The sequence below is a fragment of the Hahella chejuensis KCTC 2396 genome, from assembly GCF_000012985.1.
GTDB lineage: Bacteria > Pseudomonadota > Gammaproteobacteria > Pseudomonadales > Oleiphilaceae > Hahella > Hahella chejuensis.
On sequence record NC_007645.1, the window covers coordinates 5560881 to 5574741 of the forward strand.

Annotated in this window: 12 protein-coding genes; 3 read left to right on the forward strand and 9 right to left on the reverse strand. The window is 57.0% G+C overall.

Going from position 1 to position 13861, the window contains the following annotated elements:
• The first annotated feature begins 7 nt into the window (after nt 1-7).
• Nucleotides 8-808 carry a substrate-binding periplasmic protein gene (locus HCH_RS24355; protein WP_011399154.1) on the forward strand — a complete coding sequence of 267 codons (801 nt, stop codon included), beginning with the start codon at nt 8-10 and terminating at the stop codon, nt 806-808.
• Nucleotides 809-820: 12 nt separating this feature from the next.
• Here the strand turns inward: HCH_RS24355 and HCH_RS24360 are convergent, their stop codons facing one another.
• The 6 genes from HCH_RS24360 to HCH_RS24385 form a co-directional block, all read right to left on the reverse strand.
• Complete coding sequence (locus HCH_RS24360) at nt 821-1486, reverse strand: SIMPL domain-containing protein (protein WP_011399155.1); 666 nt, start codon at nt 1484-1486, stop codon at nt 821-823.
• 15 nt (nt 1487-1501) lie between these two features.
• Nucleotides 1502-3826, reverse strand: a complete 2325-nt coding sequence (locus HCH_RS24365) for a glycoside hydrolase (protein ID WP_011399156.1) — start codon at nt 3824-3826, stop codon at nt 1502-1504.
• 299 nt (nt 3827-4125) lie between these two features.
• Nucleotides 4126-5559 (reverse strand): DUF1302 family protein, encoded by a 1434-nt coding sequence (locus HCH_RS24370; RefSeq protein WP_011399157.1) that lies wholly within the window; start codon nt 5557-5559, stop codon nt 4126-4128.
• Nucleotides 5560-5577: 18 nt separating this feature from the next.
• The gene (locus HCH_RS24375) at nt 5578-6390 is read right to left on the reverse strand and encodes an outer membrane lipoprotein-sorting protein (protein ID WP_011399158.1); all 813 of its coding nucleotides are present in this window, start codon (nt 6388-6390) and stop codon (nt 5578-5580) included.
• A complete protein-coding gene (locus HCH_RS24380; protein ID WP_011399159.1) occupies nt 6387-9020 on the reverse strand; it encodes an efflux RND transporter permease subunit in 2634 nt (877 codons plus the stop codon). Before HCH_RS24380 ends, HCH_RS24375 begins: the two co-directional genes overlap by 4 nt.
• 9 nt (nt 9021-9029) lie before the next feature.
• Nucleotides 9030-9233, reverse strand: coding sequence for a YgaP family membrane protein (locus tag HCH_RS24385; RefSeq protein WP_011399160.1), 204 nt, complete (start codon nt 9231-9233; stop codon nt 9030-9032).
• 132 nt (nt 9234-9365) lie between these two features.
• Here HCH_RS24385 and HCH_RS24390 point away from each other — a divergent pair, with 132 nt between their 5' ends.
• Complete coding sequence (locus HCH_RS24390) at nt 9366-9674, forward strand: ArsR/SmtB family transcription factor (RefSeq protein ID WP_011399161.1); 309 nt, start codon at nt 9366-9368, stop codon at nt 9672-9674.
• A 22-nt stretch (nt 9675-9696) separates the two neighbouring features.
• On the opposite strand, the gene HCH_RS24395 is transcribed toward HCH_RS24390, so the two are convergent.
• Entirely contained in the window at nt 9697-11235 is a 1539-nt protein-coding gene (locus tag HCH_RS24395; RefSeq protein ID WP_011399162.1) for a DHA2 family efflux MFS transporter permease subunit, read from the reverse strand.
• Entirely contained in the window at nt 11235-12353 is a 1119-nt protein-coding gene (locus HCH_RS24400; protein WP_011399163.1) for an HlyD family secretion protein, read from the reverse strand. Before HCH_RS24400 ends, HCH_RS24395 begins: the two co-directional genes overlap by 1 nt.
• A 218-nt stretch (nt 12354-12571) precedes the next feature.
• Here HCH_RS24400 and HCH_RS24405 point away from each other — a divergent pair, with 218 nt between their 5' ends.
• Nucleotides 12572-13219: a TetR/AcrR family transcriptional regulator gene (locus HCH_RS24405; protein ID WP_158304992.1), complete on the forward strand. Its 648-nt coding sequence runs from the start codon at nt 12572-12574 to the stop codon at nt 13217-13219.
• On the opposite strand, the gene HCH_RS33270 is transcribed toward HCH_RS24405, so the two are convergent.
• Nucleotides 13143-13697, reverse strand: a complete 555-nt coding sequence (locus HCH_RS33270; RefSeq protein ID WP_011399165.1) for a GNAT family N-acetyltransferase — start codon at nt 13695-13697, stop codon at nt 13143-13145. The genes HCH_RS24405 and HCH_RS33270 overlap by 77 nt on opposite strands.
• Nucleotides 13698-13861 lie beyond the last annotated feature (164 nt).

A 13861-nucleotide genomic window follows, 5' to 3' on the forward strand; every position in this document is an offset into this window, starting at 1 on the left:
TAGAACAATGAACTTTTTTAATCATCCGTGGCGCCGCGCTGTATTGCTGGCCGTCATTGCGCAATGGTTTCTTTTATCCCCGAGTGTCCATGCTCAGGACGCCCCGGCTAACGCGTCGGAAAGCAGGCTGATCAGATTCAATATGAGCGACGGCGGCGGCTTTCCGCCGTTCACCTACTATGACGAACATAATCAGCCGCAAGGCATTATGTATGAAGTGCTGGCCACGGTGGCGAGCCGGCGCAATTACCAACTCAAGTTAATGGCCCTGCCTCGCAAGCGACTTGACAGTATGCTGGCCGCCGGCGATGTAGAAGTCGTTCCTCTGGCGAAGGAGTGGACGGATGCGCCAACACAGTTTCTATGGTCAAAACCGGTGATCCCACATCGCGACGTGATTTTTTCTCTGCGCGATCGCAATCTGCAATTTAAGAAAGTCGATGAATTAGTGGGAATGACGCTAGTGGTGCGTTTCGGCTACCACTACCCCCTACTGGACCCCTACTTTGAGGAAGGTCTGATTGAGCGACAGGAAGATTACAGCGAGAGCATCATGCTGTCGCATCTGTTGAAAACGCCGGACCGGGTCGACGGGGCCGTTATCAATGAGATGGTTGGTCTTTGGCTGATCAAGGAAAAACGCCTGGGTAATAAATTCGTCCTCTCTGAGCAGGACGTCAGCACCGTGTGGTATCGTTTCGCCGTGACCCCACAGCGCAAGCAATTACTGGCCGATATTGACGCCGTGCTGCAGGAGCTGAAAGATTCCGGCGATCTGCAGGAAATCATCGCCCGCTATCAACCATAACAGCGTTGCAGGCTACGCAGCGAATTCCGACACCCGATACTCCGCCTTGATGACCACCTCCAGAAAGTCCGAGTGATTCATCGCCAGCTCAAAGCCTTCACTGTCATCGCCCCCTCCAGGCCCTCTGGCTTTCATCAGACTGCGGCTGCGCGTCAGCCCCGCCATCGCCTGACGGTTGGGTTCATCCCATTTAGGATAGAGGCTGTGCACGGCGATCAGGCGCACGCCCAAGGCGTCCGCCAGCTCCAACGCCTGCTTTTTGTTTTCCCTGGCGGCGGACTTCATGATCTCCAGCTTCCTGGTCTCCAGGTAGGAGTACTCCCACTGGATGTCTTCCAGAGAGATATTCTTCGTACTCGCCGCCAAAGCCAGGGTCTGCGGCACATCAGCGATCGCCAATGACTGCAGCTTGAGCGTGAACGTCACCGAAGAAGCCCCGGCGAACATGCCGGATTTAGAAGTTACGCGGATATTTTCAAGGGATAACTTACTTTCATCCACTCCCAGCCGCTTCAAACCATCGATAAGGCTCTTCACATCTTTCAACTTCTTCAGCGCTTCGGTGGTGAACACCGAAGATTCCCCCGATACCTTGAGCGCCAGCGTCGCCGCGTCGGGAGACACCTTCACTTTCTCCACAGTTTCCATGGTGATTCTATCGGGATATTTTTCGCTCATGCTCTAGCTCTCCGGTTATTGCAGCATTTCTCGCAAAGGAATCAGGCTACGGGCGCCATCAGGCGACACAATCGCCACTGTCTGGGCCGGTATGGCCGATTGCCCCGTTTTACGTTCCTGAGAGGAAAAATTCGCGGTAATCGTCGTACCGTCCGCAAAGCGAGTGGATTGCAGCAGACGATCCAGCGACAGGAACTCAAACCCCGTCATGCGCGTACGGTAAAGCTTTTCATGCCAGGGACGGAACACTTTATCATAGGCGGCGATCACAGGCAGATCGCGCTTCAGATTCGCCGCGTTCAGATGGTACATCGGCGGAATCATGTACAACAACTGCAACAGCCCCACGTCCACGCGGGTTTCTTTAAACTTCAGCGAGGGGTATTCCCAGTGCAGGGTCGCCACCACGCTCTCGTGCAACGCCAATTGATACAGCGGCAGGCGATAGGCCGGGTTGTAATAAATATTGCGCAGCGCCGGCTTGATCGGTTTGGTGGCGAAGAACAGCGAGGGCGCCTCGGGCGGCCAGTAGTTGCCACGATAATAGGTGGACTGGCGGTTCTTGCCGGTATCCGGGTCCGTCCAGCTGAACGGCGTAATAGTCATGCCATGCGCGAACTCAATGGCGTTTGCAAACAAGGCGGAGCCGCCTTCGCTGCCCGTGACCAGCGCCAGCTCTTCCCGTGGAAAATTCAAGCGTTGGGTGCGCGCCGCCACATCCTGAGCGTCACTGGTTTTGCGCCCTTCCGTGTAGTCTTCATAGATCATGCCAGTGGCGTCCACATCCAGGAACAGGCTATTGAGCCTGGCCTCTCGCGTCACCGCAGTCATGCGCTGCTCCGCATATTCCTTAATCGCCAATGGATTGGCGTAGGCGCCCACACTGGAGAAACCGGAGACGATACTGCCGTCTTCCCGTCTATACGGCGCCTTCTCCCAGTTTTCACGCCCGACCTGGGCGGTCAACCAAGTGCGTGGCTCATCCGGCGCGTGAATGCTGCCGTAGCTGTCATAGACTCCGACCAGATAACCCGCCGCCTTCGCCTCTTTCACCGATTGCGGATGCCATAAGGCGTCCAGCCAATCGTTGGCGCCCAGCCAGGCGCTGGTCAGCCCGGCCTTGCGCAACGCAGCGATGGTGTCGGTGGAGAAACCGCCGCCCCAGGATTCCGGTTGAGTCATCATGGCGCCGAACGCTTGCTGCATCGCCGTACGCATGGCGTCTCCCCGCAGCACTTCCATCGCTGGATCATGTCCGCCCGGCAAGGGATGCTGCGCTGGCGCATCGATGGCTTTGATCAACGCGTCATTCACCGCCCTGACGATGGCGTCGCGAGAGTAGTTCGACACAAACCCGGCGTCGCCCTGCGCTTCCTTGAAAGCCTGGGTGAACATCTTGCGCGCTTCTTTATCAAACAGCGCCCAGAGTTTTTGCGCCAGATGGCCTGACGTCTGATACTTGGCGGCGAATTCACGTACGAAGGGACGCCAGCTCTTAATATCCTCCGGCTTGATCAAACCGCTGCTCCACAGGTAGATATGCGGCGCCCCGGCCAGTTTGGCCACATTGGGGTTGTGCGCGATTTTATCGTCCAACGTCAGTAAACCCTGACGCTCCAACAGCTCGCGATAAGTCAATGCGCCGGCGACAGGCGTAGCCGCCCCTGTCTGCACCCGCACCAGATAGGGCCGATCCTGCATCAGCGGCGAGAATTCATGACTCACGCCAAGACGCAACGCCGCCTCGTCCCGATCGAAAGTCATGGCGGTATTGAAGGGGTTCTCCAGAGTCCAGGTCAATGAATAGCCCGCTTTCCCTTCGCCGCCAGAGCGCACTTCGGTCCAAAACGGCATAGACAACAACTCCGTCAGTGCCGACTCATCATATTTTTCCTGCAACCAATCCGCCCACGCCGCATCATCGGCCGGAATATAAAAGCCCTCGCCCAATGGCAGACCATAAGCGGACACCTCACGCGCCGCCGACACCGGCCAGTTGATATGCGTCTTCGGCTTATCGGCGCTAATGGCGAAAGTCAGCGCGCCATGATCGACAGCCACTTTCACGTCAAACGCATTGTCTTCCAGGGCAATACGCCAATGGCGCGGGTCCCCCTCCACAAACACCACACTTTTTACGTCTTCGGCGGCAAATGCCGCAGCAGAAGCGGGGGATTGAGCTTGCTTCACCTGCACCCTCACCGCCAGCGTGGCGGGATCGATCAGATACAGGTCGTCGCCGACAGTCACCTGCACCGGCTGGGCGCTCACGGACGCAGCCCAGGTCTGTTGCAACGCCATAGATAACAGCGCCGCCAATACGGAAATTCGTTTCATCATTGCGTATAACTTGAGTAGAAATTGGATAGAGGTATTGCTTTAAACCACGTTGGTTTCCCTAAAGGATCGCCGGGAGCACTTCGGCGCGGACTTATGTTTCGCCATGATATGCATAAGTCATTGATTGCAGTGACCGATGGGCTCTGGAAAACTTAAACGTGTAAGCCGATGCACTATAAAATAAAAGTTTCCCGGTTTCTTCATGACGAGGGCCCGTCCTTTTTGCTGATTGCCTTGAAAGCCGTGGCGGCGTAGGAAAGAGACGGAGTTATGAAATTTTATTCATGGGAGCGAAGCGACTAAAACCCATATCTTAGCGCCACATACAGGTTGCTATTGTCCTTGAGCTGGCCAAAGAAGGTTTCCACTTTTTCTCCATAGAAAACATTAGCGCCGCTCTCCACCCGCCAATGATCGTCCACTTTATAGTTCGCCTTCAGGCGCAGGTAGCCATCTTCTTCATTGGGGCTCCAGAAGTTGAACAGAGACAGGGTCAGATTCTGATTCATCAGCAGCTTGGTCAGACGCAATGTTACTACCTGACGATGCGCGTCCTTGATATAAGCGCTCGGCGGCTGCGAGGCCTTGAAGGCGTCATAATCCTGCATGGACTCGACGTAGAACTGCATGGCGCCAGTCAGTTCCGGCAGCAGCTCACGCTCGTAGCCCAATAAAGCGCGCCACTCACTGTTACGCACCCAGGGATCGTCGCCGCGGTCATCCTCCAGGCTGTCATAATAGCCCAGCTCCGCATTGGCTACGCCGCCGGCGACAGGGCCGCGCACGCTCGCGCCCCACACTTGCAGCTCAGGAAAGGTATACAGGCCGCTGCCTGGATTCACGCCCGCCGGGCTTTTCCAGAAGCCGCGATAATAATAGGCGGCCAGTTCGTACGGACCCAATAGACGATACGCCCGCAGCGCCAGTTCATCCTCTTGCAAAGCGTTTTGACGCCCTTCCACCCGCACGGGCTGATTACGCCCCACCACTTCACCATCGCCCGCGCTGTAGTAGGAAATCCGCTCGCCATCAATGTAGCGGTCAGCATCGAATTGCGGCGTATAGACAAGGTCCAGGTTCACCGCGTCACTGAAAAAGGAAAACTTGGCCGCATCCGATGGCGCCTTCAGGTATTCTTCATCGCGACCGATCATCAGCGCGTTCCAGTCTTTGGGAAACAGGTCGTTGATGAACAGCAGGTCGCCGGTTCCCCAGGTGAGGATCTGACGCCCCAACTTGATATCCACGGCGTCCGCCGGACGCATCAGGACGTTAGCCTCGCGCAAGTCCAGCCAGCCTTCGCCGCGCTCAAGATCGATATGATGATGGTCCAAAACCGGGTCGTACAGAAAGTCCGCCACGCCTTTCAATGTCATCGACTCCAAGAACGCCTCCGCCTGCCATTGCGCCCGCGCTTCGCCAATAGACGCCCGCTTTTGTGTCGGATCATTCTGCAACCGGGCGCCGAGACGGGTTTCCGCAAAGCCGGACATTTGCAACGGAACCCCAGTAAGCCCTGCTTCCGCCTCCTTATCCTCACCATTCGACTCGGGCTCCGCCAGATCCAGGCCGACAGGCAGATCCGGCTCAGTGGCGGACGGTTTCGCAGGTTCTCCCAATCCAGAGGGCAATTGCGGCTCCTCCGCTCTCAGCCCCACAGGCAAAGCCGGCTCTTCCGCCCAGGCGCGGACGCTCCAAAGCAGGATCGCGACGATTCGAAGCAGTGTTTTCATCAGTGCTCCCGCCTTGCCTCAGCGTAGATACTGACGCGGCGCACTGCGCAAATAACGTTCGCTGAAAATGTCTTCTGGAATAGCCACGTCGTAGTCCACTTTGCTGTAACGCATCTGAGTGTAACCGCCGATGCGGGTGTCGCTCATTTTGGATTCCGTCACCGTCTGATAGCCGTCCACCATTTCCACCCGCGTCGCCTGATAGGTGCGATAAGCCCGGTCTGACGCGTCGTAAAACTCGGTTTTAACAGGAATAAAGGTGGTTTTGTGAATCCAGTTTTTGTAGTAGGCGAACTCCACATTGCCCGAATTCTTTGGCGTGCTTTTCAAGACGTAGTAGTTGTCCGTCTCTTCCAGCAAAACATGATTGTCTTCATCTGGAGTGCGCCCGGACACATCCTCATAGAAAAAATGGGAGCCCATGAAGCTGGTGCGCTCGTCGCTGGCGGAAATGCGTTTCACCAGATCCAGAGCGGGAAGATACAGCCAACGGTCGTCATCCCCTTTCACATGTTTCCAGACCAGGAAGACGCTTTTGCTCACGTCCGCCGGACTGTGAAAGTACACATAAAACTTCTGATCGCCATCGTCCGCGTCGTCAATGTCTTTCCGCAATATGGTGAATTCCCGCGAGCGCTCCCGGTTCTGGGCGTCGAAGATACGCATATCCACCCTCGCCTTGCCGTCCACGCCCTGATAATAGGCCGCGTGGCTGGCCTTGCGTACGATGTCATCCACTTTCGCCTGATCCGCGGCGCCCGCCGGCGTCGTCGAAATTCCCGCCATGGCGAATACCCAGGCCGCCGTCCACCGCTTGAATGAAAGACTCATATTTCAGCCTCCCTGGTTGGTTGCAGATTTTTAAACAGAAAGCGATCAAAGGCCGTCAACAGCGCGGGCAGGATCAACAAGGTCGCCACGCCGGCGAACAGCAAAATGGAAGAAATAAACACCCCGACAGTCTGGTAGGGAATCAACGGCGCCGCCAGCAACGGCAGGAACCCCACGCCAATGACAATCACGTTGCGGGTGATCGCGCGCGCCGGCTCCCCGAACACCGCATCCACCGTCTCCCGCCAGGAGCCGGTCTGCCGATACAGAAAACGGCTGCGGGCCAGAAAGTGAATAGCGTAGTCCACCGCCAACCCAAGACTCAGCGCAGACAACACCGCCACTGGCATATCGTAGTCTTTGCCAATCCAGCCGATGACGCCGTAGATCGCGCCAATCGTGACCGTCAGCGGCAGCATACTAAGCAGCCCCCACCATAATGAGCGGAACAAAAACGCCATCATCGCCAGCACAATCAGGAAGCTGCCGAGAAACGCCTCCAGCATCCCGCTCACCATTTTTTCCTGCCACACCACATTGATGTAGGTCAGCCCAAACCATTCGTGCTTGAGGGCCGCTGGAGCTGGACTCTCCTCCAAGAAGCGATCAACCGCCGCGACCACCGCCGCCATGTCCTTGTTGTCGCCGCTCTTTAATTGAATCCACAAATTGGTATTGCGATAGTCCGGCGTCACGAAGCGCCACAAATCCTGGGGACGATGACTGCTCTGATAGGTAATCAGCGTCTGCCCCACCGCCGGAGCGCTGGCGGGGATGCGAAACGCCTCCGCTTCCCCCTGCATCAATTCCCGATGCACGGTTTTGACAATGTCCGGTAGCGCATTGCTCTTACCCACCAGACCAGTTTCCTGCAGGTACTTTTGCAGGGTTTCGATATAAGCCAGGATCTCAGGCTGTTTGAAGGTTTCAGCGCTTTGTCTCACGCTATCCAGTCCCTGCCCCAACGCATCCCAGGCGTCCCATAGTGCGTCGGTATCCGCCTGTTCGCGGGCGTCCGCCACCGCATCCTGCGCCTCACGCAGCCACTCGTCTCGGGTTTGCGCAGTCGTCCCGGCAATGATGGCGCGAGCCGGTTCCTGAATGGCCGCATCCGTCTCGTCCAATAAAGCAGCGACTCGATTGCGGGCGTCGTCCAACGTGGCCGGCGCCGCGGGTTGCAGGGCCAGATAAGCCATGTAGGTTCCAGCAAAACGTTCATTCAGCGCTTGATCCGCAACCCGAATCGGATGACTTTCCGCAAACCATTTCACCGGGTTGTCATTAATCTGGATTTTACTGATTCCATAGCCCGCGCCGACCGCTACCACCAGCGTCGCCAGCAACACCAGCTTGGCGCGGCGATAAGTGAAACGACCCAGCGCATGAAGAAACCGCGCCAGCGCCGTATGCTCCTCACCTTCCTTGTCCGCGCTCATACCAAACCCCTGCAACGAATCCTCCGGCATCAACATGATGTAGGCGGGAACCAGGGTTATCGTCAGCAGCCAGGCCAGTCCCACGCCAATGGAAACGAACACGCCAAACACCTGCACGGGAGGAATCGGCGTGAACGCCAATGAAGCGAAGCCCGCGCAGGTGGTGATCGAGGTGTACAGCATCGGCGCCGACAGCTCTTCCATCACTTCGCGAATGGTTTTGTTGCGGTCGCGAATACGGGGATAACGGTCAAAGAAGTCCGACAGGATATGCACCGCGTCCAGCACAGCGATGGGCATGACAAAAATGGGGATCATCGAACTCATGATATGCACGGTATTGCCGGTGACCACTAACAGCCCCATGGTCAGGATCACGGAAATCATGGCCACCGCCAGCGGCGCCAGCACCAAACGCAAGTGACGGAAGAACCACCACATCAGCAGGAAAATCAGCAGCATGGCCAGCGGCGCAGAAATCGCCATCTGCTTGAACATCTCCACGCCAAACTGATCCTGAGCGACAGGCAGGCCGGTAATGTGATATTCGTCATCCGAGTCGAACTCAGCGACCTTGGCGCGCAGCTTCTCCGCGATCTGGTAGCTTATGTCCTTTGATGTAATGGGAACGTACAGCGCCAGCGCTTTCTGGTCCGATGACACCAGCGTATCGCGCAGCATGGGAATGCGCATGGCTTTTTCAGCGACCTGCAAAGCAGCGGCGTCATTAGCCGGAGGCGACGGCATCAGCCACTCGAAGCGCACCGTTCCCAATCCGGCCTGTTCAATATTGTCCACCGTGGACGGAGCCATCAGATCCACGCCCACCACGCCCTGCTCACGGCCGTTCTCCTCCCAGCGCAAACCTTGCGTGAAAGCGGCCAAGTCGTACACGTCCTTCAGTGAGCGCGCATTGAATACGCCCTGAGGATGATCGCGGTTGATCACCCCTACCACGACAACGTCGTACAGGCTGAATTCCTGCTTCAGATGGTTGTGTGTCACCCTGACAGGCTCATCCTCCCGCAGCATGTTTTCCGGATCGGTATCAATGTGTAGAGGGTTCAGGAAGGAAAACGTCGCGGGGCTCAGTGTTGGAGCCGCCGCCAGAAGAATCAGCAGCAGGCAAAGAGCCCCGCTCAGGCGGAACCAAAACTTGGGGTGTCGGGAGGCATGTTCTGATAAAGTCAGCATAGCAGGGCCTCAGCGAAAGGCGCTTCCGGGACGGAACCCCAGTTTTTTCAACACCATGGCTAACGGACAAAAGCCGGTGAACGCCGCCTGAAACATATTCAGGCCGACAAAGGCGGAAAGCAGGAACCAATAGGGACTCACCCAGTAACCCAGAATCAAACCGAGAGAAACCATGAAACCTGCGAATGCGAAGACCAGTCGATCAATGTTCATAGAGACCTACTCCTGTTCGGACAGCTGAAGGCTTAGCTGCTGATTGTTTATTTAGAATAATCTAAATGATCTTTTGCTAATTTAGATTATTCTAAAATATTAGTCAATTCATTAGATGTATGGCTTCAAATTATGCTGGATAACGAATTTGACCCTGAAGGTTTTGAAAAGGCTTTGTCGTTAATCAAATCCATGGACAATCGCAATCGATTGTTCATTCTCTGCCTGCTGTGCGACGGCGAGCGTACGGTGACGGAAATGGCGGAGGCGGCGGAGCTGAGCCTGTCCGCCATGTCGCAGCATTTAAGCGTGCTGCGTCAGGCGGATCTGGTGGAGACGGAGAAGTATCAGCAGAGCGTGACTTATCGTCTTAAAGGCAATGAAGTCAAACAGATGATTGCGCTGCTGAAAAAGCTGTACTGCGACAGCGCCGCCAAATAGCGGCGCCTGCAGTGCAGACGCTCTAATGAGCGCCCTGAGGCGCGCCAACGCCGCTGCGGGGTAACGGCTTCAGCTTCCATACCAGCGGAATCAGCAACGCAAACATAACCGCCAGCAACTTGAAGCTGTCCATGAATGCGATAAAACGCGCCTGCTCGGCCACCTGCTGATTGGCCATCATCAGTGCGCGAGTGGCGTCGCCGGAGATCTGCTGCAACTGCATATAGTGATGGCTCCAGACCTCGCTGACCGGGCTGGTGTTAGCCACCAGATGACCGCGATTCACGGTCGCAACGCGATCCAGGAACGTCATCAGCAAGGCGATGCCGACGCCGCCCCCCAGATTACGCATGAACGACAGCATAGCCGCCGCCTGATTATTCGCCGAGGTGGGCAATCCAACATAAGCGCTGGACGTCGTGGGAATGAACAGGAACGCCAGACCCAACGTCTGCCACACCCGGGCCATCGCCAGCTGGTCCCGATCCACCGCCAGAGTCAACTCCCCCAGATTCCAAAGCGCCAGACTGCTGACGCCCAGTCCCAGCGTCAGCAGAATACGGGAATCCACGGCGCCAACCAGACGCCCCACGATAGGCATCATAAACATGATCGCGAATCCGCCCGGCGACAGCACCAGACCCGCGTCGAAAGCCGAATACCCCATCAGCGTCTGCATCAGCAGCGGCAACAAGGCGGTGGAGCCGAACAGCACAAAGCCCATCATAAACATGATGACATTCGCCATCGCGAAGTTGGGATAACGGTACAGCGTCAGGTCGACGATAGGATTCTTCTGATCGAAAGAACGCACGATATAGGTTAACAGCGCCACCACCACAATCACCGCCAAGGCGACGATCTGCGGCGACTCAAACCAGTCTTCGCGCTGTCCGGTATCGAGCATCCATTGCAGACAGCCCAGGCCGATGGCGATCAGGGCGAAGCCGAAATAATCCACCTTGGAGCCGTCATGATTGGCGGGCTCATCCGGCAAATAACGTTTGACCAGCATGATCAGCACAATGCCGACCGGCACGTTGATCAGAAAGATCCAGCGCCAACTGAACTCATCCGTAATCCAGCCGCCCAGGGTAGGACCAATCGCCGGCGCCGCCACCACGGCGATACCGTACATGGCGAACGCCATGCCGCGCTTTTCCAAGGGGAAACTGTCCGCCAGTATCGCTTGAGATACCGGCTGCAACGCGCCGCCAGCCAGACCCTGTACGGCGCGAAAGATAATCAGCATTTCCAGCCCTGGAGCCATGCCGCAGGCCAGAGACGCCAGCGTAAAACCGATAATGCTGCCGATAAAGAAGCGCGTACGCCCAAAATAGTCGGACAGCCAGCCGGCGATGGGCAGCGCGATGGCGTTGGTGACCAGATAGGAGGTCAGTATCCAGGTGGTTTCTTCCGGTCCCGCTCCCAGACTGCCGGCGATATGCTGCAGCGAGACGTTGGCGATGGAGATGTCCAGCACCTCCATAAAGGCGGCGAGCGCCACCAGCGGCGCGATCAGCCAGGGATTAACGGCTTTCCGCCCTGCGTTCGCTGACATCAGGAGCCGCTGACATAGACAGTGGGAATGACCGACATGCCCGGCCACAGCTGCACCCCGTCGGGGACTTCATCAAAAATGATTTTTACCGGCACGCGCTGCACCACTTTCACGTAGTTGCCGGAGGCGTTTTCCGGCGGCAGCAGACTGAAACGGGAACCCGTGCCGGGCTGGAAAGACTCCACCTTGGCGCTGAAAGTCACCCCAGGATAAGCGTCGACTTCAACGCTGACTTTATCGCCGACTCTTACGTCGCCGATCTGAGTCTCCTTGAAGTTGGCCTTGACCCATGCAGCGCCGGTGACTTCGATGGCGAAATTGGTCTGGGGACTGACAAAGCTGCCGGGGTGCTTTTCAACGCGGCTGATCCAGCCATTAGACGTGGCGCGGATTTCCGTCCACTGCAACGCCAGACTGGCGCGCGCTTCATCCGCCTGCGCCTGCTTGAGCGCCGCTTCGCTCTGCCCGATCGCCGCGCGCAGAACAGCGATATTGCGCTCATCGGAAGCGACGGTTTTCTGTTGGGAGTGCGCTGCCGCGACTTTGCTGGCTGCGACGTCGATGGACGCTTTTACGGTCTCGCGTTCGGCGCTCAGCGTAGCCAGATTGGTTTTCGCATCTTCCAAAGCCTGCTCGGAAACCTGTTTACGCCCGGCAAGACGTTCATAACGATCCACATCTCTCCGCGCCTGCGCAATTTGCGCATCCAGGCGCGCCAGGTTGCTTTCATGATGCTGCTTCTCTGCTTTGGCTACATTCACTTGCGCCAGGGCGTCTTGCTTACGCGCCTCCAAACGTGCGACAAACGCCTCCAGATCCGCCTGCGCCTTCACCATCGCCGCCTGCTGCATGGCCACCCGGGCGGATGCGCTTTGCAGCTCCGCCTCGTAGGGTTTAGGGTCAATGCGGGCGAGCAAGTCTCCCGTCGCCACCTTCTGGTTATCGCTCACCAACACCTCCACCAGCACGCCGGAGACCCGAGGCGTCAGGTAGATCACGTCCCGCTCGACAAACGCATCGTCGGTTGAAACCTTGCCGGCATGCCAGAGGTAATAGCCGCAGCCAGCGACGCCAGCCAGGCTGAAAAACAACATCAGTCGGATCATTTTCTTTGACATGGAACAGTCCCACGTTCGCTAAAGAGATTCAGGATAAAGACGGGCCCGCGGACGGAAATTCTGAGTAAAGAGTCGGACTTTGGCCCCAACTTCTGATTTTCAGCCGCCGCCGGGTTAAAATTATGTCGATTGCAATTAGAAAAACTGAACCGTACAGTTCAGTTTTCGCATTCTACTCTGATATGACGGATAAGCACAAAGGCAATTTAACGACCACCATGGCACTTAACCCACAACGCACTGAACAAATACTTGAAGCCGCCAAGAACGTTTTTCATCAAAGCGGATACGCCCGCGCCTCCATGGACCGGGTAGCGAAAGAAGCCGGCGTGTCCAAGGCGACGCTGTACAACCACTTCAAGAGCAAAACGGTGTTATTTCAGGCCGTGGTGTCCAGCGCCAGCGCCAGATTCATTCAGGAGTTGAGCGACCTGCAAACCGACGAACGCCGCCTGGAGCCAGCCCTGCGCATCATCGCGGAACGCTTCCTCACCTTCCTGCTATGCCCGCACAATCTGGCGGCCATCCGCATGATTCTGGCGGAGATTCAAGCAGACCCAGAACTGGGCGAGGCCTTTTATCAGTCCGGTCCCGCTGTCGCTGAGAGCGCTATCGGAAGTTTTCTGGACAAGCGCATGCGGAAAGGGGAGATCCCGCAGACAGATCCCGTTCGCGCAGGCCGTCACTTCATGGCGCTACTGCGGGGGGATTTATTCTGGCGCGCCCTGCTCGGCGTCGCGTTACCCCAGGACGAGATCAATGCGCACCTGGACAGCGTCGTCAAACAGTTCATGCAAGGGGTCGCCGGGATGGCCGCCAATCACGGCAATGCTGATATTCGTAACAATCCAGCGTCCGGTTCTTGAGCGTCGCCGCTTCCGGAATCAGGCCAGACTGACGGAAGCCGCACTTTTCCAATACACGGCTCGATGAAGGGTTGGCGATGGAGACCACGGCGAGCAGACGGCGCAGTCCCAGCCGGTCATAGGCTTCGTCAATCAGACGCCTTACCGCACCGGTGGCCAACCCACGTCCGCAATAGTTCTCCGCCACACGATAACCGATCCAGGCGTCGCCGCTGTCATGGCGGATTCCCCGCAAATTGGCGCGCCCTACTACAACCTGGCTTGCAGAGCCTGACGCCTCATTTCCCCACAGTAAAAATGGAAGCTGACGCCCCTGCTCCCATCCTCGCAAATAGTCTTCAATGTGATCGGCCACGCCTTCCCTGGTGTAGAAAGCATCGGGCCGGGGCTCGATGAAGGCTTCAAACCAGTCCCTGTTGGCCAATTCGAATTCAAACAAAGCGTCCAGGTCGTCCTGAGTCAATAATCTGCATTCCATCACATGTCCTTACTATTAATCAGGCAGGCCTCTCTTTCCCGCATCTCGCTCCTGTCTCGCCGTCACTGAACGGCGCTTGTCGCGGAGAGTGCATGGCGGGTTCTCTCCCGGCCTGTTTCTCTCATATACTGTCCGCGCTCAAGCATACACAGGACCTGAAACGC

Excerpts from the sequence above, each read along its gene's own strand:
- HCH_RS24355 (WP_011399154.1), top strand. The coding sequence starts at position 8 with ATGAACTTTTTTAATCATCCGTGGCGCCGCGCTGTATTGCTGGCCGTC.
- HCH_RS24360 (WP_011399155.1), bottom strand. The coding sequence starts at position 1,486 with ATGAGCGAAAAATATCCCGATAGAATCACCATGGAAACTGTGGAGAAA.
- HCH_RS24365 (WP_011399156.1), bottom strand. The coding sequence starts at position 3,826 with ATGATGAAACGAATTTCCGTATTGGCGGCGCTGTTATCTATGGCGTTG.
- HCH_RS24370 (WP_011399157.1), bottom strand. The coding sequence starts at position 5,559 with ATGAAAACACTGCTTCGAATCGTCGCGATCCTGCTTTGGAGCGTCCGC.
- HCH_RS24375 (WP_011399158.1), bottom strand. The coding sequence starts at position 6,390 with ATGAGTCTTTCATTCAAGCGGTGGACGGCGGCCTGGGTATTCGCCATG.
- HCH_RS24380 (WP_011399159.1), bottom strand. The coding sequence starts at position 9,020 with ATGCTGACTTTATCAGAACATGCCTCCCGACACCCCAAGTTTTGGTTC.
- HCH_RS24385 (WP_011399160.1), bottom strand. The coding sequence starts at position 9,233 with ATGAACATTGATCGACTGGTCTTCGCATTCGCAGGTTTCATGGTTTCT.
- HCH_RS24390 (WP_011399161.1), top strand. The coding sequence starts at position 9,366 with ATGCTGGATAACGAATTTGACCCTGAAGGTTTTGAAAAGGCTTTGTCG.
- HCH_RS24395 (WP_011399162.1), bottom strand. The coding sequence starts at position 11,235 with ATGTCAGCGAACGCAGGGCGGAAAGCCGTTAATCCCTGGCTGATCGCG.
- HCH_RS24400 (WP_011399163.1), bottom strand. The coding sequence starts at position 12,353 with ATGTCAAAGAAAATGATCCGACTGATGTTGTTTTTCAGCCTGGCTGGC.
- HCH_RS24405 (WP_158304992.1), top strand. The coding sequence starts at position 12,572 with ATGGCACTTAACCCACAACGCACTGAACAAATACTTGAAGCCGCCAAG.
- HCH_RS33270 (WP_011399165.1), bottom strand. The coding sequence starts at position 13,697 with ATGGAATGCAGATTATTGACTCAGGACGACCTGGACGCTTTGTTTGAA.